Source organism: Vibrio sp. Of7-15, assembly GCF_022347565.1.
In the GTDB taxonomy this organism is placed as follows: domain Bacteria; phylum Pseudomonadota; class Gammaproteobacteria; order Enterobacterales; family Vibrionaceae; genus NORP241.
In genome coordinates, this window is the sequence record NZ_JAKRGH010000020.1 from 22,468 (window position 1) to 49,124 (window position 26,657).

Below are 26,657 nucleotides of genomic sequence, written 5' to 3' on the forward strand. Positions count from 1 at the left end.
GCTTTACAGCTGAAGGCGATTACATTATGTTGTCGCCTTTATTTTGAATGAGTGAAAATCATGTCTTTAAGCCAATACAAAAATTTAGTCATTACGCAGCCAAACTGTCCATATTGTGTGAAAGCAAAAGCGTTGCTCGATGATCGTGGCACAGAGTACACCACGCTGTCTTTAGGCTCTGATTTAGAAAAAACAGAGATGGTGGATTACGTGGAAACGGTTGCCAATATTCGCGTAAATACCGTGCCTCAAATTTTCTTAGAAGGAAAATACATTGGTGGACACGATGACTTGGTTGCGTATTTAGAGCGTCAGCGCGAAGCAGAAGATTTTGCTGATTTGGACTTTGAATTATAATTGATACAAATTTGTTATTCTGGTTGCTTTGTTGCTGTTGATTTATATTCACCTTGTGCCATATTTTGAAAGTAGGTGACAAAAAGTTGACGATTAGTTGTTAATCTCTTCTACACTTAAAAGAAAAGAGCAATAAGGAATATTGTGATAGCGGCTATGGATAGAAAACGACAGAAGAGAGCCCCGATGACAGACTTAAAATCCTGCTTATCAAAAGATGGCTATGTGAATTACAAAGCAATATTCACGGTGGAAGAGCTTGATCTCTTTGCTGAAATTGGCATGTTGGATCATTATGCTTTTTTAGAACCAAGCGCCTTGCGTGATCACCTCTCAAAAATTAGGGCAGAAAAACAGAAAGAGAAAAAAAGCTCAGATACTTATTTCTGTGAAAAAGAATAAATAGAATATAAGCCACCGATAGTAAGTCGGTGGCTTATGTTTTTTTAACTAAATAATAGTCTTATCCACATGCCTAGTGGTGTTGTGAACCCGGTTGTTACAGACGAAATTTCTCCTTTGTCGATAACAAAAAGACTTGGGGTTACGCTTATTTTCCATTCCTGACTGATCTTTCCTGATGGGTCATTTATCGTGGCAAAGCCATATTCCTTCGCTGTTAAGTATTGATTCACTCTTTTTTCATCTCCCGATCGCAAAGCGATAGTGACTGCGTCGTAATGTTCAGACATAAAATCCACCGAAGGGGAAACAAAGTTACATACGGGGCACCAAGTGGCCCAAAAGTAAACCAGTACCGGTTTTTCTTGGCTCATGGCGATGAGATTAACTTCTTTACCTTGAAGAGTGGTGTAAGGCAGATCAGGGGCACTTCCAGAGACCATAGACTGGCTGCGCCACATATCAATAGCAATGGCGGCTAGGGTGACAATGATAATGGCCACTAGGGCTTCTTTTGCCCATTTTCTTATTCGTACAGCGGCGGAGGTTGTCATCTTTTTATCCTCTTGCGTGTTCGATGGCTTTCATTACTTGCTCAGTACTTAGAATCGTAGGCAGCGGAATGCCTTGCGGAGCATTAGGGCCATAAACCATATTGAATGGCACGCCAAATTGCCCGTTCGATTGCAAGAACTCCGTTACATAATCAGAAGGCACGGTCCAATCGCCTTCCATTGGGACGACATCAGCGGCTTGTAAAGCTCCGTAAACAGGTTGTTGCAGTAGAACACCGATTTTGTTGGCCTTACAGGTTATACACCAGTCGGCAGTGACATTCACAAACACAACTTTGCCCATGTTAACGTGAGAAGAGATGTCCTTTACCTGAAGAGGTTGCCACGCATGATCTTCTGGGAGTGGTGTCGCCCAGCTGTCTGAAGTAACACTGCCAATGATAAGTGCAGAAGCAAAAGAAAACGTCAGTATCGCTGACACCAAAATCACGGCTTTTTTACCTTGCTTCATGCCAAGTAAATAGAGCAGGGTGATCACTAATAAAAGGCCAGTGATCACCGTAGCCAGCGTACCGATAAAAATTGCTAAGAGGCTTAATAACCAGAAGCTGGTGGCGAGAATAAGTAAACCGAAAATGGTTTTTACGGTATTCATCCACTTCCCTGGTTTAGGCAAGCATTGGGCTAAACCAGGGAAGGCCGCAATGGCTAGCCAAGGGAGCGCCATACCGATGGCAAGGGCGGTGAAAATGGCAAATAATTCCACAGTTGAAGCGCCCAGAGCAAAGGCCACCGCAGTGCCTAAAAATGGAGCACTGCACGGCGTTGCGAGTAAGGTTGCGAACATACCTTGCAAGAAATGACCTAGATAAGATTGATCCCCGCGTGTCGCTAACCAAGTTTGCATGCCCGATGATAATTGAATTTCAAACAGCCCCAACATGTTGGCAGCAAAGAGAACAGTAATGCCTATCATGATGGCGATAAAGTAAGGGCTTTGGAACTGAATGCCCCAACCCAGTGCCTGACCAGATAGTTTTAGAGTCAGTAGGAAGGCCGCAATAATCCAAAATGACACCATGATGCCAGCGGCTGAGGCGATAAACTGACGGCGGATCTGTTTCTTTTCCAGTCCATGAGCGGTTAATACACTGCTCAACTTCATACCGAGTACTGGTAGTACACAAGGCATAATATTGAGAATAAGGCCACCCAGAAGAGCAACAGCAATGATTGACCATAAACTGCTTTTTTCTGTTGTTATTGGTTGATTTGAAGTGGTGACCACCAATTCGGCAGATATGTTTTTATCGACAACCGTGACATGGAGAGTTTTGTTAAGCAGCTCGATATCGCCAATCCAGCTGGATGCAGAAACTGTAGCCGTCAGCTGTTCACCATTAATTTGGATGTTTGGCTTTGAGAAAATAACGTCTTCCAACTGACCACTAGGATCATCCACAAACAGATCCGGTTGATTCCAGCCAACACTGTTGTTTACCTGTATGGTTAGCTCACTTGCTGTTGCGTGCCAATGAGCGCGTGCGTTATTTAATACATGTGTATCTTTTGTGGTATCGACAACAGCAGGAACCGCGCTCATGCCTTGGTTGTATTTGTGCATCGCCTCTTGCGAGAATGGAACGGCGTCTGGGGTAAAATTGAGGTAGATCTGGTAGTCGGTTAATACACAAATATTGGTGCAAGAAGACATGGTTAAAGTGCCTTCCAGAGTAGCAGGTTTGGTAATGTCTTCTACAAAGAATGTCATCGGGAAGTGCACCACACCTTTATAGCCTAAGGTGTCGACGCCTAACAGTGGGTAGCGTTTTGGAGCTGGCCAATGCCATTGAACATCGCTGATGTTGGTGGAATTTTCCCACTGTAGGCTTGGTGATACACCACCTTCACCTGGAGATCGCCAATAGGTTTTCCAGTCATTTTCCAGTTGGACGCTTAATACCGCTTCAACGGCTTTTTGTTGTGGGTTGAACTGTCCCGTTAGTTCCAATTGTACTTGCAGTGGTGGGTGTTGTGGATTTACTAGCCAACCTGTGGAGGCGGCATACGCAGGTTTCACTAAGGTAAGCAGCAATGCACACGCCAGCAAAAACATCGCACTGAAAGTACGATAAGAAATAGAACGATGGTTATTCAAAAGATATTTCTCCGAAAATAAAAATAGTTAAACAGATACAGTGAGTAACCGTCGTTTTTATTCTCTAAAGACACACAAGGTAAGGTGCCGTCGCCGAGGAGGTGCGCGGGCAGGTAATAATTTAATGGCATAGAAAATATGATTAAGCCCGCTCACCGTAATAAGAGTAATGGAAAACATAATCAACAAAGCATCATGGAGATCAAAATGATGATTGTTCAGCATGTGATCCGTTAAGGTGCATTTTTCTTCTACCATAGGCGAGGGCATCACGTCGTGTTCAAACCCAAAGGATGAGATAAGGGATGAACTGGTTGTTATTGGGCATGATGAGACCTGTCCTGCTTGCTGAGCAAAACACACGCTAATAACAATAACGACGAAAAGTATGGCCCAACGTGCACGTAATGCGCGTTGTGTAGGAGAAATCATATATTCCAATTAATCAACATGAACGACAGTGAGACGTTAGTATAAAAGAAAAGTTCCAGAGGTTCAGAAAGAAAAAGGTATTAGAGGTTAGTTTACTTAGTAAAAGAGCCACTTGAATCGCTCCAAGTGGCTCTGGCATCAACTAGTTGGCTACTGGTTGTAAGTTTGGTGAGTTTGAAGACGGTTTATTGAAAAATAAGCGGGTTTCTTCAACCACCACATGCCTTAATGCAATGACACCAATTAAGTTTGGTATTGCCATTAAACCGTTCACAATGTCAGCGATGATCCAAATGAGATCTAACTCCATGAAGGCACCGGAAGCGACCAGCGCAATGAAGATAACCTTGTAGGGCAAAATCGCTTTTACACCAAATAGATAGGTAATGCATCGTTCACCATAGTAGTTCCAGCCTAAAATAGTGGTAAAGGCGAAGAACATTAAACCAACCGATACCATCATTGGGCCTAGAATATCTGAGCTAAGGCCCATAGCAAAAGCATGAGTTGTCATGGCTGCACCAGCCAATTCACCTTGCCAAGCTCCGGTAATGATCAGTGTTAAACCCGTCATGGTACAAATGATGATGGTGTCGAAAAATGTGCCTGTCATGGAAATTAATCCTTGGCGTACACAAGAATCTGTTTTTGCAGCGGCAGCGGCCATAGGAGCACTACCTAAGCCAGATTCATTAGAGAACACCCCACGTGCAACACCCGATTGAATAGCCAACATAATACCGGCCCCTAAAAAGCCACCAGTTGCTGCTGTGCCTGTAAAGGCTGAAGTGATCACCAGTGAAATCGCGGCAGGTAGCTGCTCAAAATTTAAGGCCAGTACACTAACACAAGCAATAACATACAATAGCGCCATGGTTGGGATCACTTTGCCTGCGACTTTTGCGATAGATTGAATACCACCCAGTGTGACTACGGTGACTAATAGAGTAAGAACAACTGCGGTGTATTCTTGAGGAATGCTGAATGATAAGTAAGCGGCATCCACAATGGCATTGACTTGCGGGAATGTACCAATACCAAAACAGGCAACACCGAGAGCAAAAAAGGCAAAAAGTTTAGCAAGGAATTTACTGCCAACGCCTTTTTCAAGGTAATACATCGGGCCACCGATCATCTGACCACGGCTGTCTGTTTCTCGGTACTTAACGGCTAAAAGACACTCTGCGTATTTGGTTGCCATGCCAAAAAAAGCCGCCAGCCACATCCAAAATAGAGCGCCTGGTCCACCGATTTTAATTGCCGTAGCAACACCAACAATATTACCAGTACCAATGGTGGCAGACAGGGCAGTACAAAGGGCTGCAAAACTGGAAACGTCGCCTTGTCCGGATTGAGGGTTTTTACTAAATACCATTTTTAGCGCGGTTGGTAAGTGGCGTAACTGCAATAGACCTAAACGAAAAGTCAGGTAGGCACCGGTACCAACAAGTAACAGTAAAAGTGGAGGCCCCCAAACAAAGGAGTCGATGGATTGTAACAATGAGTGTAGTGAGTTCATGGTTTCCCCTTTATAAAACTACTATAAGGAGAAGAGTTGATTAGAGACAGATCGTCTGAGGAACAGACGGGTGCTGTTGGCTAATCTTCCCCTCTGTCCTTTTGCCTGAGAGTTTCACCTGTTTAAACAACAGGCTTGCTCCTTCGGCGTCCGATTTAACGGATCTCTCCAGAGGTTCCTCCAACTACAGTCCTCGCTAATCTAATAAAATTAGAATAAAGCACCTGAAAGATTTACTTCTTCGGCGGACGGAATTCCGTCACTCTCCTGCAGTCTTCATCGGAACAACAAATTTTATGCTTTTATTTTGGGTTAAAAGCAGTCAATAACACTAAGTGAAATTGAGCTGTGAACTCTATCATATTTTTTCTGTAGTTCAATATGATTTTCATCAATACATCCTGGGTATGTGGTCTTGGCCGATAGGTATTTCATATGATGGAAGTAGGGGGAGGGCATTTACACCAAGTTGTGTTGTTGATTCCTCGTTCAAATTATTCATTTCTTAAATTGTAGTGCTAGGATAGAAAGAGTAGGCAATCAAGAAAAATAGAAGTACATTAACGATCTGATAATTGAAGGGAAAGTATGTATTTATGCTAAAAATTTCGGTGATCTGTTTATTAATTGCGGTGGCTTTTGTGCTGATTCGGTATGGGACTAACGAAAAATTACAAAAGTTTGTGATTGCGGTTGTTGGTGGTGGCTTACTGACCTACATCATTTTTGTGATTGGCGCAGAGCTATTTAGGTAATGTGCTTTTTAGCCAAAAGCTGACATTCAGCGGAGGGAAAAACGGCTAAAGCTTGCTACAATAACGTGGTTTTTAACGTATAAAATTGGAGAGCACGTTGAGTCCTACGCAAGATACAGAACATAGTGATGATCACAAAGATGCGGATGTTGTCATAATTGAAGAGCCTAAAAAAGCGTTTAATTGGATAGCAGTCGCAGCTGCTGTTGTCGGGCTTTCTGCGGGTGGATTGATTGGCTCTGGTATCACCACTTCAAATTGGTCTGATGCTTATCATAGTCTGCAAACGAGTCACACTGCGTTAGAGCAAGAAAAAAAGCAGTTAAATGATAAGTTGGTTTCGCAGAGTTCCCAAGCAATGCAAGATAAAGCGGCAGAGCTACTGGCAAAAGAGCAATCGATGCAAGCAGAGTTTGATAAGAAAAATACGGATCTGATTGAATCGAACCAAGCATTGCAAGATGAATTAGCTAATGCAAATAAAAGTAATGCGGTTCTAACGGGTAAAGTCAGTGAATTAACATCGCAAGTTAATTTTTTAAATAATAAAGTTGAATTGCAAATTACAATGCTTGAGCGTGCCAAGCAGTTATTTCAAAATCAGATGGTGCTTCAACATGAAGTTGCTGATTTAGAAGAAAAAGTAGCAGCAGTTGATAAAACAATTACCAAGTTTAAAAAAGACTGTCAGCTATATCGTGAAGGTAAAAGCTGGGATGTGTCATCTGACGCGTGTACGAAATACGATAAGCAAAGAGAAAAGTTAGCTGATCTAGAAGAGCAGTTAAGAATAAGAGAAATGGATCTAAGAGAAATAGATTCTTTAGTTTCTGAAATTGGCGTGTAAATAATACTTTCGTAGTATATAAAGGTTGAGTGAATCAACCTTTATATAAAATGAAATGAATTTCATTAATATAAAAAACGATAGAATAGGCGGCTCTATTATTTCGTTCACTTTATCGTTTGACCAAATTGATAGTTCTTATTAATTTCAATTCTTGCCATCTCCAACCTATTTATGTTTTAGATAAGTTAATTTATGTTTAAATAATGTAAATTTACTTGGTTTGTTATGTATTAATTAAAAGTAAATTTAAGTTTATTGCCTTTTAAAAAACCACATTGCTCATTTATTGTGTATATTGTACTGGCTTTATATAATATAAAAGAGTGTTACATCGACTGACAGTGACGTTAGCGATGTTATTGGTTTACCGGGGGGCTTCCAATGGGGAAACACGAATCAGATAATGTGGTTTTTGATTACACTGCATTCTTATCCGCATCTTGTAAAAAACAATGGACGTTTTCAGAAGCAATGAAATCGTTTCTACCAGTGTTTGGCGTAGCTTGGAATGCAGCAGTACACTCAGATTTAACACCACACGAGCGCTTATGGGATAAGGCTCTTAAGGTACTTTCTACACAAGTTAGTGATGAATCAAATTTGATCCGGTTGTTACGGCTTGCTCGTTCTGAGGGAATATACGATTTAGAAATCCAGCTGCCTTATGCACTGGATGACTCTCAATTAACGACCATTATGAGCAAATCACAAACAGATATTTGTTTAGATTCACTAGAAGGCGAGACACTTAAAGTACACCTTACCCATTAATATTGTTTTATTACATAAAAATAAGCCTCAATATTTATTGAGGCTTATTTTTTTGTTTTTAATAGTATTTAAATTACATAATATTTGGCTCGTTTAGTAATATTCCTACGGCAGATAATGCTGTTATTGTCAGAAGCCCTGCGATAACCTTTTCTTTATCAGTAAAAATATTCACCTGATTTTCTTTTTTTGCCTTTACATAAAAATATAAACCAGGTAGATAGAGCAAACTTGAAAGTAATAAATAGTTTAATCCTGATGCATAAAGAAGCCAGATGCCATAGATAGTAGCGGATATACCGACGAAAAGTAGCTTACCGCGATTTTTATTTTCAAACGCCAGTTTCAATGTAAAAGCACCAACAAGAAAATAAGGTACTAAGATCATTTCAGAAGCAATGATTAATAACGAATCATAAGTGCCACCAAAGAATGTGACAAAAATTAGGGCGACTTGCACACTAGCATTGGTTAAAAATAAAGCTTTAGTTGGGGAGCCAGCACTATTTTGAGCGGCATAGCGTTTTGGAAACATGCCTTCTTTAGCGGCTAGGAAAGGCGCTTCAGAGGCTAATACTGTCCAGCTAAGAAAAGCGCCACAAACAGAAACCAAAAGCCCGATACCAATGATCAGTTGCCCCCATGGCCCTATAATGTGTGACAGCACAGTTGCCATAGAGGGATTTTGATACTGGGCTAGTTCTTGTGGTTTTACTACGCCCATGGCCAACAGAGTGACAAGCACATAAATAGTCAGTGCAATTAATAACCCTAAAATGGTGGCTCTACCAATGTCTTTACGGTGTTTTGCTCGACTCGACACCACAACAGCGCCTTCAATACCAATAAACACCCATACTGTGACTAGCATAGTGCCTTTGATTTGATCAAGCAGATTATGTTCTTCACCAAAGTGCAATCCTGAAAAATCAAAAACAAAGGTGTCCCATTTGAAGGCAATAAAAGCAAAAAGAATAAAGAGGAATAGCGGGATTAATTTGGCAATGGTTGTAATGAGATTGATGGTGGCCGCTGTTTGCACACCACGAGAAACTAAAGCATGAACAAGCCACAGTAATAATGAGGCACAAATTACCGATGTAGCTGTATTTCCCACTCCAAAGATAATGTTGTCAGGAGAGTCAAAAAGCATTCCTAGTGTACTAAACACAATCACTAAATAAGAAACATTGGCCAGTGTCGCACTTAGCCAGTAGCCCCATGCCGAGCAAAAGCCGATGAAGTCACCAAAGCCACTTTGTGCGTACCCAAAAACACCACTCGTGATGTTTGGCTTCATTTGAGATAAGTATTGGAAAGAGAGAGCAAGGAAGATCATACCAAGGCCTGTAATCGCCCAACCGATCATTACTGCTGCAGGGCTGGCAACAGCCGCCATATTTTGCGGGAGGCTAAAGACACCAGCCCCAATCATAGAGCCAATAACAATTGCTGTCATGGCGCTTAGTCCTAGTTTTTTCTCCACAGAATCCTCTGGATTAATAATCTATCGAGAGTTGATTATATGGTCTTTTACGTTGTTAATCTCAATTACTATGGGCTTTATGACTAAAATCAATGGATTCACTGTGTTGTTTACGTAATGGTAATTATCCTGTTAAAACATGCCATTAGCCTCGTTAATGAACTATGTCGTTCTTATTACGATAAATAAAAAAATACCACCAATAACACGTAAAATGATATCGGTGGCGAAACAGAGTGGAAGAAAAAATTAGTGAAGTAAGGTCGCAGCATTAGAAGGAAAGAAAAAAGTGCGTACATTGCTGCGTTTTGCTTGCTCAGATATTGCTTGGCATTGTGATGTTGTCGATGGTAATAAACCAATAACGGCACTCGCCGTACCGCATGAGATTGCTTTACAGATGATCTGCTCTTCTGTCATGGTACGAGATGGTTTCATTACTACGATCTTGTTGATATCAATACCTGCTGAAAGTAATACCGCTTTTGAAGGAACAGGAGCATTTGAAGTAAAAAATACCCAGCGTTGTTGAAGGCTTAAGTCTTGTAAGACAGCTAAGAAATTCGAGAACTCTGAAGAGGTTAAAGTTACATGGTGAGTTGATGAATAGCGTTCGATCTGTCCGTACGTTTTTGTGTATTGAGAGAACGTTGGTAATGCTGAGTTTTTCACTGCCTTGTGTTTTTCAAAAATCGCCATGCTATTAACCTATGTCTTTATAACCAGTGCTGTATGCTTATACAGTAGTGGTTTTTAAAGTACTGTGCAAGTAAATATTTTGTGTCAGTTCCAATCTCATTTGGGATTTTGTCCGGCTAAATAGGGTTCTTGTTTTTTATTTATCTATTTGTTTATAAAGTAAAACTTTTAGTTGTGGTGATTTTTTGCTAAATGAGCTGTTCAACTTTTTACTTTAAATAGACAGAAAGTGAGAGCCTTGAAATTTGAATTACTTCACGAGAATGATGAACGGGAAAGGTTGCTTGCATGAGGAAAGCATTCTTAATTGATGAATACCATTCAACTAAATTTGATTTGCATAGACACTTAATCATACATTAATGACTGATTTTCTATATGATTCGGGTTTGGTATATGTGGCGCAACGTCGTGTATATCCCGAAATGGAATATATATACGGATCTCAGTCATATAGTTAATGTTATCCGTCACCCAATAATTTTAGCTATGGAGAAGGAAGTGAACGTAAGGAATGCGACGAAGACAGACTCAAGTATCTTGTTGGGGCTTATTGAAAAAAAAGCTGAATTCGACCGTAGTATGAAAGGTTTTAGCGGCGAAATTTCAACAACTGTAGAGAAAATCGAACGAACTCTGTTTGGTGATTATCCGTTTGCACATGCCTTATTGATAGAGGAAAACGGCGAAGTTTTAGGTTTTGCGCTTTTCCACTATAGGTATTCTTCTTTCAGTGGCGAACCATCAATATGGCTTGATGACCTTTTAGTTGTGGGTAGACAGAGGTCAAAAGGTTATGGTCGTGAAATAATGCATGCATTAAAGTCGCAAGCTAAATCATGTTCCGCCTCTCACATTTCGTGGACTGCGAGCCCCCACAATAAGAAAGCTCACGAGTTCTACAAAAGGCTGGGTGCAGATGTTGAACGAATGGATGGTCAAAGGCCGTACTTCCGTTGGGCTATGTGCGGCTAACAGATTGCTTAAGAGTGACGGCTAACCTTTGGCATTTTTGGTATGGTTGAGTTTAGTGATTACGGTGGCTTTGCTTGGGTTTCGTGATGTTAGCCGCACCTTAGCAAGGCGTTATTTTTACAAGAGTTTTTAGGCGAAATAATGAGTTATAAAAACGCTATTGAAGATCAGTTTTACAATGAAAATCGGAGTAATACGCTCCCTTTTGTTATTAATGACGCTGTAAAAATAGTCGCTGGTGAGTTTACTAATCGATTTGGTAGTGTGGTCAGCTTTAATCAACAAGACGGTTATCTAGAGTTTGTAGTTGAGTTAGGAGATGGCTCTGGTGATGTCAAAGTTAAAGCCACTGAAATGCAATTAAGTAACTAAACATAACAAATCGTTTAACAGGAACTCCTAACATCCTTCTACGGCAATCGAATCCCTTAACACCATAAGTCGTTCGTATTCGCGAATATCAGCACAATCGACGAGTATAATAGGCTGTGGATTAACCGAGCAGAGTTGATGGCAGTGCCAACGATAAATGTCGAGCCTATCATGATGTAAATGATGGTTACCTAATAAACGGTCAACACGTTTGATACAGTGTTTCGCCTTAGCCTTTGAAAGAAGAGAGCGTCTTAATAAAGTAAATGTAAGTGCATCATTGTTAAGCAATGATTGCACAGAGTCCATAAGTGATTTGAGTCTCTTTTTGTGAATGTTAGGACACTGACTTTCCAGCGAACTGTGTAGAATATGAATATCACGCATTTTGCCTTTACTCTTTTGTGTTTGTGGTGAATCCATTGGATCAGAAGGTAAGGTGCATGTCTACTTATTGAACAATAAAGGCATTTTGTGGGGATTCGTAAGTTGCAGGCGTTAAGCGTTTACCAGAGATAACATAATCAGGAGTAATGATGAACAAAGAACAGGCTAAAAAACACATTGAAGATAATCTGAATGACGGGGACTCGCTAATAGGTTTTTTTCAGGCAGTAAGTCTACCAAATATTTGGCTATTCTTACTAATTGGCCCTCTTTTTATTCTAAGCATGAGAACATACTTTGTAGCTGTTACTGAAAAAGGTATATCTTTCCACAAATTGAGCTTGTTAGGTAAATTTAAAGAGCATGATTTTTTTGAGTTTAGTGACATTGAAAGCGTGAAAATAGGAAAAGGGCTATTACAAAGGCCTATGAAATTCACATTCAAAAACAACCGAAAGATTAAAGTAAAAGCACAATTAAAGGGAGTGGAAAAGGTCGCAACATTGTTGCCAGATGTTCAAGAACATATTGAGAGCAATATACCTTTAGTTCAATGATTATATTTCTTATCGCAGTTGTGACTTATGTCGGCTTATTGATTTTCATAAAGCCTGCTCCGAGTAGTTTGAAGGCTGCTCCAATTACCTATAGTGAAAACTTTAAGTTTGTTTGGGCTTCTATATGTTCAGGGGTTGTAATTCTTTTTATATTTCTTCTGACAACAAACTTTGACTTCATTTCCGTAGATGAGAGCCTGTATGGAACGTTCGCACTGAGTAATGACATTGATCAGTTTTTAAAGTGGCCCTTACAGTCAGTATCGCACCTATTTATCCATGGTAACCTGATTCATCTCGCTGCAAATGTAATAGGCTTAGGTCTAGCATCCGCCTATGAACGTAGGGTTGGAGCCAAGAGGTATTTGGCAGTACTTCTTGTGAGCGGCTTGGCATCTATACCATCTATACTATTCTATTCGGAAAGTATTCTAGTCAGCGGGATATCGGGTGGCGTTTTCGGCTTGGCTGCTGCTTATTTTACAGATGAAGAGGAATTAACCACCAAGGAGTGGCTTTTAGCGATTTCACTATTCCTGTTTTTGGCAATCGTACTTGCCCTAGATTCAGAGTTCAAAGGTGGTTTTAATCAAGCGTTAGATATGAAAATTGATCACGTTGGCCATTTTTTGGGAGCATTAGGCGCAATTTTGTATTGCCGCTTAAATCCACCGCGCTTAGCAAGGGCAAGCACCGGAAAAATTAAAGAACCGTCTTCACCTCCACTTTAATTTTCCGGTGTTGTCGGCGTTAGTTGGCTAGAGTAAGAAGCATTTTAAATTAGGTAGTTAAACAGATGAAATCAGATAAAGAAGTTATGGAGCTTATCGGTAATTAGTGGATATTGAGAATCAATGAAAATACAAAAAAGGTCAGTTCAGCATTTAAAGCTACTGTTGAAAAGTATAAAAACGCCCAAACAAAAGCGGAAGTAAAGACTTACCATTGAACAATGGCTTACTGAGAGTCATCACTCCAATGCATTTTATACCGAATTTTGCTAGGGCTATTTTGAGCAAGTATTTTTGAATGTTTAGTGTCTTGTCTTTGTGCTTGGCGAGATTTAAATGGACACTTGTTTCAAAATTCTATAGCTCCTCCTTTCTAGACAAAACACCTAGTACTTCAGGCATTTAGACAGGGCCTTTTGAACAATTTGTTATTTGATAATATGGTAAATTAGCCTTTATTTTTCAATAGACTATTTCCATAACATGCCGTTAAACATTCCAATACCTAAGCGCGTTATTCAAGCGGGCTACGCCCGACATGAAGAAAAAACGCCAACCACTTCTTCCGCCTCTGAACCTGTACAAGAGACGCTGCCTGTTGAACCGAAACTGGAGTACCGCATTGAAATTGCGTGTGCTCTTAGCCACTACAAGCAATACACAGGATCATTAACGGCGTTTTCATTGGCGAAAACCGATGCTGAAGATGCATTGGAACAATGGCATGTGGAAGAAATAGACGGTCACACCTTCTTAACCTTAAAAGTGATGGAAGATGAGCCCAAATCGCTCATTAGTCAGTCACGTCAGCTTAGTTATGCTTCCATGACGCTGGATGAGGTTCAAGTGCATCCAACAGGCAGCAAAATAGTGAATGAAGCGTTTGTGCCTGTGCGTCCTGCGGTGCAAGTGGGCGAGCAGCTTGGTTTGCCCACCAAAGGCTACTACTACCACTTTCTTGATGGGAAGCTGGTGCATGAATACAAACTAACAAACCCCGAGAAGTGGCAATTTCAGTTAACCCATTCCCGAGATGGCGAGCTAAGCGATGACGTCGAGTCGCAAGAGCTTCATCATATTTTGGCGTTGTGGAAGCGTAATGGCACCGTTGTTACGGATCAGTATTTACTGCATACCAGCGAAAAACTGACCCCAGGGCAACTTTCCGCAGTGGATTCAGCGTTTTTAGAGCAAAATGGGGTGTTGTTGGACATGTCCAAAATCATCCCTTTAACGGGCTCAGAAACCGCGCGTTTTAAGCACGTTGTCGTTGATAAGGACACTTTATCCGAAATTGCGTACGACAATGGCGTGAAACTCACCGAGGCAGTGAAACTGAACCCAAGCTGGAAAGGCACCGAAGACTACATTTACCCCGATAACGTGATCTATCTAGAGCCGTTAAAAACTTATAACCACGCCGACGATGTGTATTACCCAACGACGCAAAAAATGCTGGATAATAACGTGGGCGTTATCGTCAAAAAAACCGTGAAAGACAAAACCCCTTTCGTGACGGTGACCAGCCAAGAAGGTGGTCAGTACCTGGCCATCTCCCCAGTGCGCTATGCATTGGACGTACTGGATGAAAATAACGAGCCTCGTCACCCCATCGAGGATAAAGAGACGTTCTCTGGCGGCTTTTTCCAATCTTTGCCCGTGGACTACACCTTACGTCAAATTCGAGACGGCTGGCTGTATGTCATCTACCAAGCAGACGAAGAGAGCGATGAGTGGCAGCTGGATGAATACCAAATCAACGGCATTGAATATCAGCGCTTTGTCGGGAAAACAGCGGAAGAGCGCGCAAACGCCGAGCCAGAAAGCCCGAAATCTCACCTGTTGTATGACTCGAAGAAGAAGCATTACTTTGCTTACGCCGTGAAACGTTGGACTCAGCGAGTGTGCGATCACTTCTTAGCAAGCGAAGAGCACTGCCAATCGTGGATGCGAGAGTTGGATTTAAGCCAGCCTGAAGCGCAGCATCGTTCAGACATTTCCACCATTGAACAGTGTGTGGCCGATGTTAATAAGACTGACGTTGAGCACTTTGGCCTCACGTGCTCACCGTTGGCGGGCGATAAGGAAGACAATGCCTACATCAAGGTAAAAGAAACCCAAACAGAAGGCGCGTACCGCTATCAGGTGCCGGAATCGTGCGATCATATTGTGTTAGCTCTGGATGATCCGTTTGCAGATTTGAACGATCTCTACCTGCGTTTACTTGCACTCACACTCTCAACAGTGCTTGATGATGAAAATCAGCGCAAAGTCACCATTGCCGAAACCATTCGCTCTATGGTGAGAACCCCCGTCAGTGAAGAGGAAATGCCCGACCTTTCCCCTGAACAGTGGATAGAATTTGAACAAAATTTAGATACTTATCTGTATTACCACTGTCATCAAGAGAAAATGTCGAAACTACCATATTACGCTAGAATGGGGCGAGAGGTTGATCCTGCTGTAGTCAATATCCTTAATGCATACCCACACGCTAAAAGCCAGCTGGCAGCTGTCGGGTTTAGGCCGACCAAGAAACACCTTGATCATTATAAGCGCAATTTAAAGGCATATAATCAGGTTGAATGGCAGCAGTTGGATGCTTACTATAAAGACTACCTAGCGACGCAGGCCGAAGCTCAAGCACAAATTCCAGAAGCGTTTGATAATCTGCTTGATGCTTTGAAGGTACTTGGCCCAGAGCCATTAGAGCGAGGCTTGGATATTGGCGAAGGCTCCCACATGGCGTATTTATTCGAGTTGGTAGGGGAAACCTTATTAGTGCTGGATACCAATGCCAACGATGAAAGCGCTCATGTCAAATTATTCGAAGCCATCGAGCAAGAAACGCCGGATAACTTAATGGCGACAGCCCATTGTTTTTTCTCAACGGAGCTTTTCTTTAAAGGTTATGAAATTGCCAAAGAAAATGGCTTAATCAACACCCATGGTGATTGGGCCGCATTGGGTGGCCGTTGGGCTGAATTTGGTGGTGTGTTGGGGTATGGCGTTAAATCTGATTCTCTGTTCTATAAAGCGACACTGAAACTATTAATACCCATAGATGAATTGGTGGAAAGCACGCAAGAGGCGCTTAAGCTTGGGATTGAGTCCACGTATAAAAAAGTGATGTTGGCAGTAATAGGAAGGCGGCATCGAGGTGGGGGGAAACAGCTTGGTTTTAACCGTGAGCTGGGGTTATGGGCCATGGCTCAGGTAAAAGAAGTCAGTATCCACATGAATCCAGATTATGAAGGGAAAGGAAGACAGTTCAGAGTCAAACTGAAGAAGGAAATCATCAAGCTAAGCGGCCTGACTTATAAGCAGGACAATACACCCAAGCATACGCCAGAATCTCAGGGAATAAAGGATGATATTGTTAAACAAGAAGCTAAGGTGGCGAATTTAGTCAAAGAAGTCCCCGATGCGATAGAAAGTTTTAACAATCAAAACTTGCAGCTCATCAATAAAATAGGCGATGCCTACAACAGCTTAGGTGGGTTTGGTACCATTGTCGCGGTACTCAATCTAATGAACGTGGCAGACGCTCAAGGGACGTTTATTAAGGCATTAAATACCGTGCCGGGTGAAGATAAGGCGGCAGCGCACAGAGTGTATGTGTCTGCGGTATCTTGGTCTATTAATGCCACTGGTGATGTTTTTCGAGGGATGACGTTTGATTTAGTTAAGAATGATTCAGATTTGATGAGACGTTCTCTATCAAGGGTTCTGACAAATAACAATATTTCGTTAGATAAGAAGATAATTGCTAAATCTTACGTGAGTCGCTCTCTGTTAACAGGTGCAACGGGCTTTATTGCTGCGGGGTTAGAGGGGTGGCAAACTTGGAAGGACTTCGAAGACGCCGATTTTGCTTTAGAGAAAGGGTTGTTATTTGCTAAAACCATTGCTTTAGGGGGACAAGCATTAATATGGGGATGGATGTCATTAGCATCTTGTCTTAATAAGTTGGGTATTGGTTCTCTTCGTGTCATTTTTCAGCCTTGGATGGCATCGGGCTTATTCTGGTTAGGGATTGTTTATTTAGTGACTACTGTTTTGCTTAATTATTTTGCTAAAACCCCGTTAGAGCAATGGTTAAGAAAAAGCATTTGGGGGAAAGAAAACAAAGGGTGGAGTGCACTAGAAGAATATGAGAATCTCTTGAAAATCATGATGAAACCACAAATATCCACTACTAAAGTCGATCAACGTTTACTGGGCACGCCGCAGCACGCACAAGCAATACCAGCATTAACGGAATATAAACAGCAGGTAAGGTTGCGCTTCCCACAATTACGGGAGGGCCAACCTGTTGCGTTAGCCATTCAACTTCACCGAGAAAGCAAACCGGAATCGTATGCGACTCCGAGCTCTACCTTGGTGATGCCCGTGTCAAAGGAAATCATGGCACAACAAGGAAAATGGGAACTGACCAAAGAGGGAGTGCGTGAATACGTGTTTACTTTCCCTGAATGGCTAAAATCGGGGGACAATATTGTGGTGACTCTTGGGATTAAGGCAGATACACCTTATGAAGGTGAGCAAAAATCGACGGTACTCTATTACAATTTTAAACTCCAAGTAGGTGATACCATGGAAGAACTATCTCCGATGCATGATCTTGATGCTAGCTCACCAAAAATCGTGAGCAGTAACGATGAAGTCATATTAACGTGTCCACTTTAAGAGAGCAGAAAAATGAAGAAAAAACGAATTCCAGAGTGTAACGATGCGTATAAAAATGCATTAATTAAAAAAGTACTGGATGCGGACGTAGTGTATGAATGGGATCATGTTCTTATTGATAAGCACCGTTGGTTGTCATGCATTCCAGGGATATTTTTAGGGGTTGTTTTTGCGTTTTTAACAAAGGACTTTTGGGCTATTGTTGGTGTTACAGTATTTGTAATAATTATGAATGCATTTATGTATTTTCTTTGCTGTGCCAGTAGAGATTATTTGTGCCAAATCACACCTTACGGTATTCGCAGTTACGAAACAGAGCGGGTGCCAGAAATATTTTATAAAGCAACGCGAGTTGTTGCTTATGTGGGCATTGTGGTGTGTGTGATTGCCGTTATCTTTGTGGGGCCGATGGCATTTGTTGGGGCTGGAGGTAGTGCATTAATGGCCTTTCAAATGAGAAATTTTCATAAACGTACTGAAATTGAAATTACCCCTTTTGTTACTGATGTAGACTATAGATATTGTCCTGAAGAATCCTCACTTCAGAGTGGGATTAATTTATATGGTTACGTTGTGCCTGATTATGTAAAGGACGGAGACAATAATTTAGATGCTTTAAGAAGCTTCCATTGGATTGATATTTATTGCACTTCAGAACAACACCCTGAAATTCATGATGTGATTACGCGGTATATAACGGCGACCCTTGAAAAAGATGAGGAAGAAGAAGCCGTCACACAGTAATTTTATTAATGTTGATAGTTTTCAAATGCAGCCCACTTCGGTGGGTTGTTTTTTGTAATATCGTTGAATGTATAGATGAATAAAAAGCTGAAAAAGAAAAGAATCCCAGAGTGTAACGATGCGTATAAAGAAGCATTAATTAAAAAAGTACTCGATGCGGATGTAGTGTATGAATGGGAGCATGTTCTAGTTCAAAAATACCGTTGGTTAGGATGTATTCCAGGGGCCCTCCTAGGGATTGTTTTTGCGGTTTTAACAGACGATTTTTGGTCGAGTGTTGGTATTGCGGTGTTTGTAATGATTATGTGTGCCTTCATTTATTTTATTGGCTGCGCCAACAGAGACTATTTGTGTCAAATCACGCCTTATGGTATTCGTCGTTACGAAACAGAACGGGTGCCAGAAGTGTTTTATAAAGCAACCCGTGGTTTGGCTTATGTGGGTATTGTAATTTGTGTGGTTGCCGTTATCTTTATTGGGCCGATGGCCTTTGTGGGTGCAGGAGGCAGTGCATTGATGGCCTTTAAGATGCGGCATTTTCATAAGAACACAGAGACGTATATAGTACCTTTTGCAACTGATGCGGAATATCATTTTTACAGCGATGAAAGTTCATTTGATAATGATATTGTATTATTAGATCATACAATACCTTCATATTCTAGTGAAACAGACTCTAATTTAACAAATTTAAAAAGTTTTCATTGGATTGGTGTTTATTGTAAAGAAGAACACATTTCGGAAATTAATGATGTAATTTCCCAATATATTACAACACGACCTAAAATTTTTAAAAAAACGCTTGCTAGTGAGCAGTAACTTACTATATCAACCCACTTTGGTGGGTTGTTTTTTTCAGGCTGCTGAGTTTATAAATGAACAAAAAACTGAAAAAGAAAATAATTCCAGAATGTAGTGGTGCATATAAAGAAGAACTAACAAAAAAAGTTCTTGATGCTGAAGTTGTTTATGAATGGAAAAACATAATACAGTTAAAATTAAAGTTCAGGTTATTTATCATTGTTCCGATTTTAATTGGTTTCTTTGGCTGTGCCTTTTTGACGAGAACAATGCCTGAAATTAGTATTATGCTGGTTATTTTAGGTATTCTACTGGGTTCGTTTATTAATTTTATTGCTTACGCTAAAAGGGATTACCTCTGTCAGATTACCCCTTATGGCATTCGTAATTACGAAACAGAGCAAGTACCTGAGGTATTCTATAAAGCAACCCGTGGTGTCGCTTATGTGGGTATTGTGGCTTGTGTAATAGCGGTTATCTTTGTTGGGCCGATGGCCTTTGTGGGAGCAGGAGCTAGCGCATTAATGGCTTTTCAAATGAGGAGTTTTCATAAGAGTATAGAAACACGTATAACGCCTTTCATACCAGATGTGGAGTATCATTTTTATAGCGATGAAAGCTCATTTGGTAATGGTATTGTATTATTTGAACACACGATACCTTCATACTTTAGTGAAACAGACTCTAATTTGACAAATTTAAAAAGTTTTCATTGGATTATGGTCTACTGTAAAGAAGAACAATTTTCTAAGATTAATGATGTACTTTCTCAGTATATTACAACGCGACCTAAAATTTTTAAACAGCAGCTTGCTAGTGAATAGTACTAATTTTATCAACCCACTTCGGTGGGTTGTTTTTTTATAATATCTTTAAATGTATAAATGAATAAAAAACTGAAAAAGAAAAGAATTCCAGAGTGTAACGATGCGTATAAAGAAGCGTTAACGAACAAAGTTCTTGATGCTGAAGTCGTTTATGAGTGGAGAAACACATTACAATTAAAATTGAAGTTTAGGTTATTTATTATCATACCGATTTTAATTGGTTTCTTTGGCTGCGCCTTTTTGACGAGAATGACACCTGAAATTAGCATTATGTTGGTTATTTTAGGTATTCTACTGGGGTTGTTTATTAATTTTATTGCTTACGCTAAAAGGGATTACCTCTGTCAGATCACCCCTTATGGCATCCGTAGTTACGAAACAGAGCAAGTACCTGAGGCATGTTATAAATTCATGCGTGGCTCTGCTTATGCGGGAATTGTCGTGTGCGTGATTGCGGTGATTTTTGTGGGCCCAATGGCATTTGTTGGGGCAGGTGCCAGTGCATTGATGGCCTTTAAAATGAGGGGTTTTCATAAACATACTGAATTGAAAATTAAGCCTTTTGTCTTGGGGGAGGATTACGATTATTCTAGTTTTGGTGGAGATCATAGCCATGGTTTGATTACTTATGAGTATGATATTCCTAGTTATAACTGCCATGAAGATGATAGCCTTGACGATCTTTATGAGTTTCATTGGATTGGAATTAATTGTACACCTGAACAGCATCCTGAAATTCATGATGTGATTACGCGGTATATAACGGCGACTCTTGAAAAAGATGAGGAAGAAGAAGCCGCCACACAGTAATTTTATTAATGCTGATAGTTCCCAAATACAGCCCACTTCGGTGGGTTGTTTCTTTTGTAGGTTTGTTGAGTTTATAAATGAATAAAAAATTAAAAAAGAAAAGATTTCCAGAGTGTAACGATGCGTATAAAGAAGCGTTAACGAATAAAGTTCTTGATGCTGAAGTTGTTTATGAATGGAAAAACATAATACAGTTAAAATTAAAGTTCAGGTTATTTATCATTGTTCCTATTTTAATTGGTTTCTTTGGTTGCGCCTTTTTGACGAGAACGACACCTGAAATTAGTATTATGCTGGTTATTTTAGGTATTCTACTGGGTTCGTTTATTAATTTTATTGCTTACGCTAAAAGGGATTACCTCTGTCAGATCACCCCTTATGGCATTCGTCGTTACGAAACAGAACAAGTTCCTGAAGGATTTTATAAAGTAACGCGAGGCTTTGCTTATGTGGGTATTGTGGCTTGTGTAATAGCGGTGATATTTGTGGGCCCAATGGCATTTGTTGGGGCAGGTGCCAGTGCGTTGATGGCTTTTCAGATGCGACATTTTCATAAGAATACAGAAGTAATAGTAAAGCCTTTTGATAGTAATGCAACTTATGAATACAACTCAGACGATAATTTATTAGAAGAGTCTTGTTTAGAAAATGGAGTTGTTTTATATGGTTATGTAATTCCGGAATATAGAATAAATGGAAATGAAAACTTAACAGCTCTATATTATTTTCACTGGATTAGCTTTTATTGTACTCAAAAGCAATATCCTGAAATTCATGATGTGATTACGCGGTATATAACAGCGACGCTTGAAAAAGATGAGGAAGAAGAAGCCGTCACGCAGTAAATTCATTAATATTGATAGTTTCCAAATACAGCCCACTTCGGTGGGTTGTTTCTTTTGCAGGTTTACTGAGTTTATAAATGAATAAAAAACTGAAAAAGAAAAGAATTCCAGAGTGTAACGATGCGTATAAAGCAGCATTAGTTCAGAAAGTACTTGATGCTGAGGTTGTATATGAGTGGGAGTGCACTCTAAAAGACAGAACAAAAATCCTCATAACTTCAATGATTGCGATTTTAGGTGGTGGCAGATGATTGTTGCCGTTGAAGCTTCTAAATGGGTGAATACCTTCAATTGATTTTAATTTAAATATATAATTAATCATGTATTTATGACAGGTTTTCTGTCTGATTCGAGTTTGGTATATGTGGTGTTTAGTGTTGTAAGTGAGGTATTGACGATATGTGGTGTATTACTAGGCTGTTCAAGAATGAATTAACACGTGAATTTTGGAAGGTTGAGATAATCTATCATACCACCCAAATAATTACGAAAGGGACTATTGGGCAAAGTGAAGGTAATGAGGATAGAGCGGTTACTGTTTTTGACTCACAAGAAGAGCTTGCATTAAACACCGAGAAATTAATAAAGTTACAAGTAAAAAATGGATTTATAGAAGAAGTTGACTGGGCTCAAGAAGAAAAAATTAAAAGAATTGAAAACATTGATCTAACAGATGATGGTTTTTGGAGTACTGTTGAACAAGAGTTTTACAGTAATGCAAAAAAGGCCATATTCAATTTAATTAGTAAAGATTTTAAATCTTCTCATATAACGTTTTGGGTGCACGTGGAATACCCTCCATTTTTTATATACTCAGAGAGTGGTTCTGAAGTGGCAAAGTTTGATGTTCCAATTCTTTGGGATGCATATGAAAAATACGAAGAAAGCAGAGTTGATATGCCAATATCACATGATGATTTAGCTAAGAAACTATTTGATCATTGTGGTAAATCCATTGAAAAGATGGCTGTTGAAAAATGCTTTGATGAAATAGTAGATAATGCATTGTCTATAGAGTTTCAAACTGTTGATGAGCAATTTGGCGAAGTGGTTGAAATAAAAGGCAACGAACAATAAAAATATTTGGTTAATACACATAATCAATACATCAATGTAATGTGTTCTATTCAGTCTTCTAGGTTTTTGGGTCCACCATATTAAGCGGTGGATTTAAGCTGCATTTGCGTATTAGCAAGTGTTTGATTCAGCGTTGTATTTTTCAGGACCCTGTAAATAATTCTGTGTAAGGTTAAACTAAAGCTTATCCCAATCGTCAGATTTTCTTACGATAATATCGACAATTTCTGCAAGTTCTTCTCCTTTTGGTGTCAACCCGTAGTACACCGTTACCGGAACCGTTTCCTCTTGTCTTCGCCAGACAAAACCTTCTTCCTTTAGCCGTTTTAATCGTTCACTGAGTACTTTACTAGAGACTAAAGCCAGTTGTTTCTGTATTTGCCCAAACCGCATTTCATGATGCTGACTAACTAACCAAATAATATGGGCAGTCCATTTTGTAGAGATCAACGTTAAGTATCTGTCAACACTACAATAGCCTTCGGGTTGTCGACCTTGTTCACTCATGGTCACTCCATTTATTTTTTATTTTTCATGATATCGAATTTGTATCAAATTGGCACATTCTTACTGGTTACCCCAAGGTAACTAGTTACTTTGGGGTGCCTAATTTCTTTTAGTAACTGACTGCAATATTATCGCTCTATCTTCACCGGACATCCCAAATTAAGGAAATTCATGAAAACACTATGGCTTGTTGCTTTAAGCACTCTATCTTTTTTTTCTTATGCATCAGTAGATTATAAAAAACCGCAAACACCTAGTGAGTTGCATCAGTTATTTGCAGAGTACTTTTCAAATAAAGATATTACAGGACTAGGGACACTGTTCCACGAAGATGCTGTATTTGTTTTAGATGCTGAAGGCAACCTCGCGATAGGTAGAGAGGCCATTAAGCAGACTTTAAAAGGTTATATGCAAGGTGACGTGGAAATGATCACACACGGTGTATCTATTCACATTAATGGTGACACCGCACTTATCCGCTCTGATTGGGAAATCACTAATGTACAAACAGGAATGGCACTGGAAGTGATGAAGTACACGGATGGTGGTTGGCTTTATATCATTGATAATCCGAATGGTTTCTAAAGGTTATCCATAAACGTACTGCAATTAACCCTTTTCCTGTGGGGTCGATGTATGAGGACTATTCTTATAATCATTTATTTGAAGAGTCTTCATTTTTCTAGAACCATTTTAATTTTAAACGGTAAAGGGATTACGTTTATATAATCAGAAATATTATGAATAAGAGTGAGTATTGTTGTGATGGTTGATATGATTTGTACGCAAAAAAATCACAAAAAAGTGGTAAGCAAACGTTTTACATGCATAAAAGTTAGAACAAGATCTCATTTATAAAATACATCATCCCTTACCATCCGCGTCGTTCTTAACTACCGTACTTTGAATGAGCGCTATCAATGAATATTTTAAAAACAACCATCGCATTGGCTATCAGCACCACTCTATTAATGGGCTGTAATGAAGAAACCACCGTGAATAACTACCAATCGGGTGATACATCTACGGTTCCTGATGTGCCTAAGCCGACGCCTGTAGTGCGAGATGGCCGTATTGCTGCTTTTAATTTGTCATTTGATCGCTATACGTATGAAGACCTAGTAGCAGAAATGAAGCTGAATAAATCAGAGCAAGATGCTTTGGTTTCAGGCTGGAAAAATGGCACTTTGTCTGACGCAGACACAGAAACGGCTCTGAAAATCATTCAAATCCGTAATGTTGCGGCCATCATTCAAACGGAGCGTCCAGCAGTGCTGATGATGGCTGAGTTTAATAATGATGGTACAGGCACTAATAACGATGCGATTATTGGTTTTCGCTTAAATTATTTAGCGGTTCCACAAAACTCAAACAGCTTTGATCAAGATGGCATTGTACTTGAACCAATTGCATTTCAGTACTTTGCGAACTACGCCACCAATACTGGTTTAGTGAGTCAGTTTGATTTAGATAATGACGGTACGGCTGGTAAGCTGCCTGGAGACGCATGGGGCTTTGGTAATTATCACGGCCAGTACGCTTTTGCTCTGTTGTCTATGTACGAAATTGATACTAAAAATACACGTACATTCCAGAAATTTAAATGGAAAGACATGCCAGGAGCAAGCATTCCAACGATTACGGATTGCAGTGATCCAAGTAAAATCCCAGCAGGCATGAAATGCGGTGATGAGTGGTATACGGCAGAAGAGTGGGCGGAAGTGCGTTTATCTTCTAAAAACCATGTGGATGCACCTATTTTAGTTCCTCAAGCTGACGGCAGTGTAGAAAAAGTGCATTTACTGATGTCTCACCCAACCCCACCAATTTTTGATACAGGTAAGAACAAAGTTCAAAATGCCGATGAAATTAACTTCTGGGTTGATTACATTGAAGGCGATAGCTACATGTATGATGATGCTGGTAAAACGGGTGGTCTCGCGGCGACGGATAAGTTTGTTGTGATGGGCGATCTTAATGCCGATCCATTAAAAGGCGATGGTGATTTAACGGCAATTAAGGCATTAATGGATCATACGAAGGTAAACCATCTCGCGACTTTTGGCCCAATGGCACCTGCAAGCCTTGGAGGGCCTGAGTGTTTAGCAATGTATGAGTGTCGTGCGTCAAACTGGGATACACCATACCCAAGCCAAGTGACTAGTACGAGTGGGTTGCGTCTTGATCACGTGATTCCATCAGCAAACTTAACGATTACAGACTCTGGTGTTTACTGGCCTGCGACTTTTGAAGAAGGCCGTTTATTAATGAATGATAAGCGTGTGGGTAAGTATGGTAATGGTAAAGACATTTCTTCTGATCATCGTTTAGTGTGGATTAAAGCAGAACTATAACAACCTTGTTTATAGGCGCTATGTCTAATGATTGATAAGTGATGTAAAAAGCCCAGTAGACTGTTACTGGGCTTTTTTATTGTGTTGAATTTGATTAGTACATATAACGCTGGAATACTTCATCCACAAAGCCATCATCTTTCATTTGATCTAATGTTTCTTTCACTTCACTTACAAAGTGTACATCTACATTTTTCTTTGAAAACAATAAATAAGTAGGCCAAGTCAGTACAATTAAATTTTGTGTGGGGGCTTCTTTTCTCTTGATGACATCAATTTGATTTTCTAGATGGTGCTTTTTTATGTAGTGCATCACGGGCAAATAATCGCCTATAAATAGATCAATGCGATCGCCAAGCAGCATATTGACACTCTGTTGTGTTGATTTAGATAGGGTAACAGAAGCAAATTTTTCGCTATCGACCGCTTGCCGGAAAGGACCTGTGCCGTACAAATAGCCCATTCTGATCGCAATAGCGACATCTGAAACGTTATCAAACGTATTGTCCACTTCAATGGTAGAAGTCGCTCTTTTGAAAAGAACGTATTTTTGTAAAATTAACACACTGTCTGAATATCGTCCCCATAGTTGGCGTTCCTCGTTTTTACCTGCATTAAACAGTAAATGGCTATCGCCAACTTTGGCTGAGTAAACGGCTCTTTTCCAAGGGTAGAAGTTAAACTGAACGTGTTTTACGCCTGTTCTTCGAGCGACTTCTCTGATGATTTCCACAGCGATGCCTTTTGCTTTTCCATTTTCAGAGTATTCGTAAGGTGGGTATTCAAGAGTGGCGGCAATAAGAGGGGTGTTTTTATCAAAAGCATGGCTGACAGGAAGAAAGCTACAGAGTGAGATAAAGAGGGTAATAAGAAAGTTAGTTCTTATAGAATAGCTATATACATCAAACATCTTATTCCCCTGCGGTGGTATTAAATACCATCTCAAAAGTATGAGTTCGTTGTTTCAGGCTGTCAATTTTACTCATGCTGCATTATTCAGCATTTAACCATCAGGTGTCTTGATTTCCTATAAAAAT

At 40.1% G+C, this 26,657-nt stretch carries 27 protein-coding genes, 1 pseudogene and 1 riboswitch; of the genes and pseudogenes, 19 read left to right on the top strand and 9 right to left on the bottom strand.

Annotation, left to right across the window (positions count from 1 at the left end; translation table 11 throughout):
* Positions 1-60 precede the first annotated feature (60 nt).
* Positions 61-357 (top strand): glutaredoxin domain-containing protein, encoded by a 297-nt coding sequence (locus MHO82_RS18125; protein ID WP_239186087.1) that lies wholly within the window; start codon positions 61-63, stop codon positions 355-357.
* A gap of 186 nt (positions 358-543) precedes the next feature.
* Positions 544-759, top strand: a complete 216-nt coding sequence (locus MHO82_RS18130) for a hypothetical protein (protein ID WP_239186089.1) — start codon at positions 544-546, stop codon at positions 757-759.
* Positions 760-803: 44 nt separating this feature from the next.
* Here MHO82_RS18130 and MHO82_RS18135 read toward each other — a convergent pair whose 3' ends face one another.
* The 4 genes from MHO82_RS18135 to MHO82_RS18150 form a co-directional block, all read right to left on the bottom strand.
* Positions 804-1,313 (bottom strand): protein disulfide oxidoreductase, encoded by a 510-nt coding sequence (locus tag MHO82_RS18135; RefSeq protein ID WP_239186091.1) that lies wholly within the window; start codon positions 1,311-1,313, stop codon positions 804-806.
* 4 nt (positions 1,314-1,317) lie between these two features.
* A complete protein-coding gene (locus tag MHO82_RS18140; protein WP_239186092.1) occupies positions 1,318-3,432 on the bottom strand; it encodes a protein-disulfide reductase DsbD domain-containing protein in 2,115 nt (704 codons plus the stop codon).
* Positions 3,433-3,489: 57 nt separating this feature from the next.
* Positions 3,490-3,864 (bottom strand): hypothetical protein, encoded by a 375-nt coding sequence (locus tag MHO82_RS18145; RefSeq protein ID WP_239186094.1) that lies wholly within the window; start codon positions 3,862-3,864, stop codon positions 3,490-3,492.
* A 142-nt stretch (positions 3,865-4,006) separates the two neighbouring features.
* Positions 4,007-5,383, bottom strand: coding sequence for a sodium:alanine symporter family protein (locus MHO82_RS18150; protein WP_239186096.1), 1,377 nt, complete (start codon positions 5,381-5,383; stop codon positions 4,007-4,009).
* Between the two features lie 83 nt (positions 5,384-5,466).
* Positions 5,467-5,565: riboswitch (glycine riboswitch) on the bottom strand.
* A gap of 414 nt (positions 5,566-5,979) precedes the next feature.
* Here MHO82_RS18150 and MHO82_RS18155 point away from each other — a divergent pair.
* The 3 genes from MHO82_RS18155 (at position 5,980) to MHO82_RS18165 (ending at position 7,759) form a co-directional block, all read left to right on the top strand.
* Positions 5,980-6,138 (top strand): hypothetical protein, encoded by a 159-nt coding sequence (locus MHO82_RS18155; RefSeq protein ID WP_239186098.1) that lies wholly within the window; start codon positions 5,980-5,982, stop codon positions 6,136-6,138.
* 97 nt (positions 6,139-6,235) lie between these two features.
* Positions 6,236-6,985 (top strand): hypothetical protein, encoded by a 750-nt coding sequence (locus tag MHO82_RS18160; protein ID WP_239186100.1) that lies wholly within the window; start codon positions 6,236-6,238, stop codon positions 6,983-6,985.
* Between the two features lie 384 nt (positions 6,986-7,369).
* A complete protein-coding gene (locus tag MHO82_RS18165; protein ID WP_239186102.1) occupies positions 7,370-7,759 on the top strand; it encodes a transporter in 390 nt (129 codons plus the stop codon).
* A 73-nt stretch (positions 7,760-7,832) separates the two neighbouring features.
* On the opposite strand, the gene MHO82_RS18170 is transcribed toward MHO82_RS18165, so the two are convergent.
* Together MHO82_RS18170 and MHO82_RS18175 are read right to left on the bottom strand one after the other, a co-directional pair.
* A complete protein-coding gene (locus tag MHO82_RS18170) occupies positions 7,833-9,245 on the bottom strand; it encodes a basic amino acid/polyamine antiporter (protein WP_239186104.1) in 1,413 nt (470 codons plus the stop codon).
* Between the two features lie 249 nt (positions 9,246-9,494).
* Positions 9,495-9,944 (bottom strand): SulA-like leucine-rich domain-containing protein, encoded by a 450-nt coding sequence (locus MHO82_RS18175; RefSeq protein ID WP_239186106.1) that lies wholly within the window; start codon positions 9,942-9,944, stop codon positions 9,495-9,497.
* A 489-nt stretch (positions 9,945-10,433) separates the two neighbouring features.
* Here MHO82_RS18175 and MHO82_RS18180 point away from each other — a divergent pair, with 489 nt between their 5' ends.
* Together MHO82_RS18180 and MHO82_RS18185 are read left to right on the top strand one after the other, a co-directional pair.
* Positions 10,434-10,919, top strand: a complete 486-nt coding sequence (locus MHO82_RS18180) for a GNAT family N-acetyltransferase (RefSeq protein ID WP_239186214.1) — start codon at positions 10,434-10,436, stop codon at positions 10,917-10,919.
* Positions 10,920-11,060: 141 nt separating this feature from the next.
* Entirely contained in the window at positions 11,061-11,291 is a 231-nt protein-coding gene (locus MHO82_RS18185) for a hypothetical protein (protein ID WP_239186108.1), read from the top strand.
* Positions 11,292-11,324: 33 nt separating this feature from the next.
* On the opposite strand, the pseudogene MHO82_RS18190 reads toward MHO82_RS18185, so the two are convergent.
* Positions 11,325-11,678: pseudogene (locus MHO82_RS18190) on the bottom strand (IS4 family transposase); the annotation flags it as partial.
* 149 nt (positions 11,679-11,827) lie between these two features.
* Here MHO82_RS18190 and MHO82_RS18195 point away from each other — a divergent pair.
* The 10 genes from MHO82_RS18195 to MHO82_RS18240 all read left to right on the top strand — a co-directional run bounded on the left by MHO82_RS18195 (position 11,828) and on the right by MHO82_RS18240 (position 22,759).
* Positions 11,828-12,235 carry a hypothetical protein gene (locus MHO82_RS18195; RefSeq protein ID WP_239186110.1) on the top strand — a complete coding sequence of 136 codons (408 nt, stop codon included), beginning with the start codon at positions 11,828-11,830 and terminating at the stop codon, positions 12,233-12,235.
* Entirely contained in the window at positions 12,232-12,966 is a 735-nt protein-coding gene (locus MHO82_RS18200) for a rhomboid family intramembrane serine protease (protein WP_239186112.1), read from the top strand. Before MHO82_RS18195 ends, MHO82_RS18200 begins: the two co-directional genes overlap by 4 nt.
* A 483-nt stretch (positions 12,967-13,449) precedes the next feature.
* Entirely contained in the window at positions 13,450-17,655 is a 4,206-nt protein-coding gene (locus MHO82_RS18205) for a toxin VasX (RefSeq protein ID WP_239186114.1), read from the top strand.
* A 12-nt stretch (positions 17,656-17,667) separates the two neighbouring features.
* Complete coding sequence (locus tag MHO82_RS18210; protein WP_239186116.1) at positions 17,668-18,399, top strand: hypothetical protein; 732 nt, start codon at positions 17,668-17,670, stop codon at positions 18,397-18,399.
* A gap of 75 nt (positions 18,400-18,474) precedes the next feature.
* A complete protein-coding gene (locus MHO82_RS18215; RefSeq protein ID WP_239186118.1) occupies positions 18,475-19,218 on the top strand; it encodes a hypothetical protein in 744 nt (247 codons plus the stop codon).
* A 56-nt stretch (positions 19,219-19,274) separates the two neighbouring features.
* On the top strand, positions 19,275-20,024 hold the full coding sequence (locus MHO82_RS18220; protein ID WP_239186120.1) for a hypothetical protein: 750 nt from the start codon (positions 19,275-19,277) through the stop codon (positions 20,022-20,024).
* 60 nt (positions 20,025-20,084) lie between these two features.
* Entirely contained in the window at positions 20,085-20,837 is a 753-nt protein-coding gene (locus tag MHO82_RS18225; protein ID WP_239186122.1) for a hypothetical protein, read from the top strand.
* 77 nt (positions 20,838-20,914) lie between these two features.
* Complete coding sequence (locus tag MHO82_RS18230; protein WP_239186124.1) at positions 20,915-21,682, top strand: hypothetical protein; 768 nt, start codon at positions 20,915-20,917, stop codon at positions 21,680-21,682.
* 77 nt (positions 21,683-21,759) lie between these two features.
* Positions 21,760-21,933, top strand: coding sequence for a hypothetical protein (locus MHO82_RS18235; RefSeq protein ID WP_239186126.1), 174 nt, complete (start codon positions 21,760-21,762; stop codon positions 21,931-21,933).
* Positions 21,934-22,081: 148 nt separating this feature from the next.
* A complete protein-coding gene (locus MHO82_RS18240; RefSeq protein ID WP_239186127.1) occupies positions 22,082-22,759 on the top strand; it encodes a hypothetical protein in 678 nt (225 codons plus the stop codon).
* 177 nt (positions 22,760-22,936) lie between these two features.
* Here MHO82_RS18240 and MHO82_RS18245 read toward each other — a convergent pair whose 3' ends face one another.
* Positions 22,937-23,266: a helix-turn-helix domain-containing protein gene (locus MHO82_RS18245; RefSeq protein WP_239186128.1), complete on the bottom strand. Its 330-nt coding sequence runs from the start codon at positions 23,264-23,266 to the stop codon at positions 22,937-22,939.
* Between the two features lie 171 nt (positions 23,267-23,437).
* Here MHO82_RS18245 and MHO82_RS18250 point away from each other — a divergent pair, with 171 nt between their 5' ends.
* Positions 23,438-23,851: a nuclear transport factor 2 family protein gene (locus MHO82_RS18250; RefSeq protein ID WP_239186130.1), complete on the top strand. Its 414-nt coding sequence runs from the start codon at positions 23,438-23,440 to the stop codon at positions 23,849-23,851.
* 335 nt (positions 23,852-24,186) lie between these two features.
* Positions 24,187-25,620 carry an endonuclease/exonuclease/phosphatase family protein gene (locus MHO82_RS18255; RefSeq protein WP_239186132.1) on the top strand — a complete coding sequence of 478 codons (1,434 nt, stop codon included), beginning with the start codon at positions 24,187-24,189 and terminating at the stop codon, positions 25,618-25,620.
* A 94-nt stretch (positions 25,621-25,714) separates the two neighbouring features.
* Here the strand turns inward: MHO82_RS18255 and MHO82_RS18260 are convergent, their stop codons facing one another.
* Positions 25,715-26,530 carry a transporter substrate-binding domain-containing protein gene (locus MHO82_RS18260; protein WP_239186134.1) on the bottom strand — a complete coding sequence of 272 codons (816 nt, stop codon included), beginning with the start codon at positions 26,528-26,530 and terminating at the stop codon, positions 25,715-25,717.
* Positions 26,531-26,657: the final 127 nt, after the last annotated feature.

Excerpts from the sequence above, each read along its gene's own strand:
- MHO82_RS18125 (WP_239186087.1), top strand. The coding sequence starts at position 61 with ATGTCTTTAAGCCAATACAAAAATTTAGTCATTACGCAGCCAAACTGT.
- MHO82_RS18130 (WP_239186089.1), top strand. The coding sequence starts at position 544 with ATGACAGACTTAAAATCCTGCTTATCAAAAGATGGCTATGTGAATTAC.
- MHO82_RS18135 (WP_239186091.1), bottom strand. The coding sequence starts at position 1,313 with ATGACAACCTCCGCCGCTGTACGAATAAGAAAATGGGCAAAAGAAGCC.
- MHO82_RS18145 (WP_239186094.1), bottom strand. The coding sequence starts at position 3,864 with ATGATTTCTCCTACACAACGCGCATTACGTGCACGTTGGGCCATACTT.
- MHO82_RS18150 (WP_239186096.1), bottom strand. The coding sequence starts at position 5,383 with ATGAACTCACTACACTCATTGTTACAATCCATCGACTCCTTTGTTTGG.
- MHO82_RS18155 (WP_239186098.1), top strand. The coding sequence starts at position 5,980 with ATGCTAAAAATTTCGGTGATCTGTTTATTAATTGCGGTGGCTTTTGTG.
- MHO82_RS18165 (WP_239186102.1), top strand. The coding sequence starts at position 7,370 with ATGGGGAAACACGAATCAGATAATGTGGTTTTTGATTACACTGCATTC.
- MHO82_RS18175 (WP_239186106.1), bottom strand. The coding sequence starts at position 9,944 with ATGGCGATTTTTGAAAAACACAAGGCAGTGAAAAACTCAGCATTACCA.
- MHO82_RS18180 (WP_239186214.1), top strand. The coding sequence starts at position 10,434 with ATGGAGAAGGAAGTGAACGTAAGGAATGCGACGAAGACAGACTCAAGT.
- MHO82_RS18185 (WP_239186108.1), top strand. The coding sequence starts at position 11,061 with ATGAGTTATAAAAACGCTATTGAAGATCAGTTTTACAATGAAAATCGG.
- MHO82_RS18195 (WP_239186110.1), top strand. The coding sequence starts at position 11,828 with ATGAACAAAGAACAGGCTAAAAAACACATTGAAGATAATCTGAATGAC.
- MHO82_RS18200 (WP_239186112.1), top strand. The coding sequence starts at position 12,232 with ATGATTATATTTCTTATCGCAGTTGTGACTTATGTCGGCTTATTGATT.
- MHO82_RS18205 (WP_239186114.1), top strand. The coding sequence starts at position 13,450 with ATGCCGTTAAACATTCCAATACCTAAGCGCGTTATTCAAGCGGGCTAC.
- MHO82_RS18210 (WP_239186116.1), top strand. The coding sequence starts at position 17,668 with ATGAAGAAAAAACGAATTCCAGAGTGTAACGATGCGTATAAAAATGCA.
- MHO82_RS18215 (WP_239186118.1), top strand. The coding sequence starts at position 18,475 with ATGAATAAAAAGCTGAAAAAGAAAAGAATCCCAGAGTGTAACGATGCG.
- MHO82_RS18220 (WP_239186120.1), top strand. The coding sequence starts at position 19,275 with ATGAACAAAAAACTGAAAAAGAAAATAATTCCAGAATGTAGTGGTGCA.
- MHO82_RS18225 (WP_239186122.1), top strand. The coding sequence starts at position 20,085 with ATGAATAAAAAACTGAAAAAGAAAAGAATTCCAGAGTGTAACGATGCG.
- MHO82_RS18230 (WP_239186124.1), top strand. The coding sequence starts at position 20,915 with ATGAATAAAAAATTAAAAAAGAAAAGATTTCCAGAGTGTAACGATGCG.
- MHO82_RS18235 (WP_239186126.1), top strand. The coding sequence starts at position 21,760 with ATGAATAAAAAACTGAAAAAGAAAAGAATTCCAGAGTGTAACGATGCG.
- MHO82_RS18240 (WP_239186127.1), top strand. The coding sequence starts at position 22,082 with ATGTGGTGTATTACTAGGCTGTTCAAGAATGAATTAACACGTGAATTT.
- MHO82_RS18245 (WP_239186128.1), bottom strand. The coding sequence starts at position 23,266 with ATGAGTGAACAAGGTCGACAACCCGAAGGCTATTGTAGTGTTGACAGA.
- MHO82_RS18250 (WP_239186130.1), top strand. The coding sequence starts at position 23,438 with ATGAAAACACTATGGCTTGTTGCTTTAAGCACTCTATCTTTTTTTTCT.
- MHO82_RS18255 (WP_239186132.1), top strand. The coding sequence starts at position 24,187 with ATGAATATTTTAAAAACAACCATCGCATTGGCTATCAGCACCACTCTA.
- MHO82_RS18260 (WP_239186134.1), bottom strand. The coding sequence starts at position 26,530 with ATGTTTGATGTATATAGCTATTCTATAAGAACTAACTTTCTTATTACC.